The following is a 1,434-nucleotide window of genomic DNA, read 5'->3' as shown; positions in this document are numbered from 1 at the left end:
CAGCGACGGAGGCTGCGGCACCGACGGAGCCGGAGCTACCGCAGCCGCGGTCGGAGCCAGCGCCGCGGTCGGAGCCCGAGCCAGGGCCGGGGCCGAGAACATGAAGATCGGCCTTGCCTGCCCCTACACCTGGGACGTTCCCGGCGGGGTCCAGGTCCACGTGCGTGATCTCGCAGAGGCCCTGGTCGCCCTCGGGCACGAGGTATCGGTGATCACACCGGTGGGCGGCGACAGCGCGCTTCCGCCGTACGGGGTGGACGCCGGCCACGCCGTGCCGGTGCCCTACAACGGCTCGGTCGCCCGGCTGCTGATGGGGCCGGTGTCCGCGGCGCGGGTACGCCGGTGGCTGCGCGAGCACGACTTCGACGTCCTGCACGTGCACGAACCGACGGCGCCGAGCGTCAGCCTGCTCGCCTGCATGCTCGCCGACGGCCCGATCGTCGCCACGTTCCACACGTCCAACCCGCGCTCGAAGATCCTCACGGCCGCGCACGGGGCGCTGCAGCCGTCCATGGAGAAGGTCCGGGCCCGCATCGCGGTGTCCGAGGCGGCCCGCCGCACGATCGTCGAGCATCTCGGCGTGGACGCGATCCTCATCCCCAACGGCGTGTCGGTGCCCACCTTCGCACGGGCGGCCCCGCTGCCCGAACCGGTCTCGAACGGCTCCACGGTCGTCTTCCTCGGACGCATCGACGAGCCGCGCAAGGGCCTGGACGTGCTGCTCGCGGCCCTGCCGACGCTGGTGGAGCGCCGCGCCGACGCCAGGCTGCTGGTCGCCGGCCCCGGCGACGGGGAGGCGGTGCTCGAGCGGGTCGAGCCGGCCCTGCGCGGCCGCGTCCACCTGCTCGGGCTCGTCTCCGACGCGGACAAGCCCCGGGTGTTCCGCTCGGGGGAGGTCTACTGCGCGCCCAACACGGGGCAGGAGAGCTTCGGCATCGTCCTGCTGGAGGCGATGGCCGCGGGCGTTCCGGTGGTGGCCAGCGACATCGACGCCTTCCGCCGGGTCCTGGACGACGGCCAGGCCGGCCGGCTGTTCCCGGTCGCCGACGCGGCCGCCCTCGCCCACACCCTCGCCGACCTGCTGGCCGATCCCGCACGGCGCGGGCGGCTGGCCGAGCGGGGCCGGGCGGTGGTGGCCGCCTACGACTGGACGGTGATCGCGAAGCGGATCGTCGGGGTCTACGAGATGGTTGCCGGGGACAGGCCGGTGTCGCTGGCGGCGAACAGCGTCTGACGTGTCCTGGCGCCGGTCGCGCCCGGCGCTCCGCCATGCAGTGTGAGGAGATTCCACCATGCGGTGTGAGGAGATTCATGCCCGCGGTGTGAGGAGATTCATGCCCGCTGGCGCTCTCCTACCCCACGTTCACTACGCTGCGCGAGGTGACTCTCGTCGTTGTTACGGTCGTGGTTGTGGTGGCGGTAGCCACCTATCTG

The 1,434-nt window shown here is 72.9% G+C and carries 1 protein-coding gene; it reads left to right on the top strand.

The window, feature by feature from the left end; genetic code table 11:
- Positions 1–100: 100 nt before the first annotated feature.
- Positions 101–1,234, top strand: a complete 1,134-nt coding sequence (locus tag AC5LUJ_RS13035) for a glycosyltransferase family 4 protein (protein ID WP_250283902.1) — start codon at positions 101–103, stop codon at positions 1,232–1,234.
- Positions 1,235–1,434 lie beyond the last annotated feature (200 nt).

The sequence above is a fragment of the Protofrankia sp. CiP1_Cm_nod3 genome (genome assembly GCF_982290655.1).
Note: the sequence above shows the minus strand (reverse complement) of the source record. Positions and strands in the feature narration are given on the sequence as shown.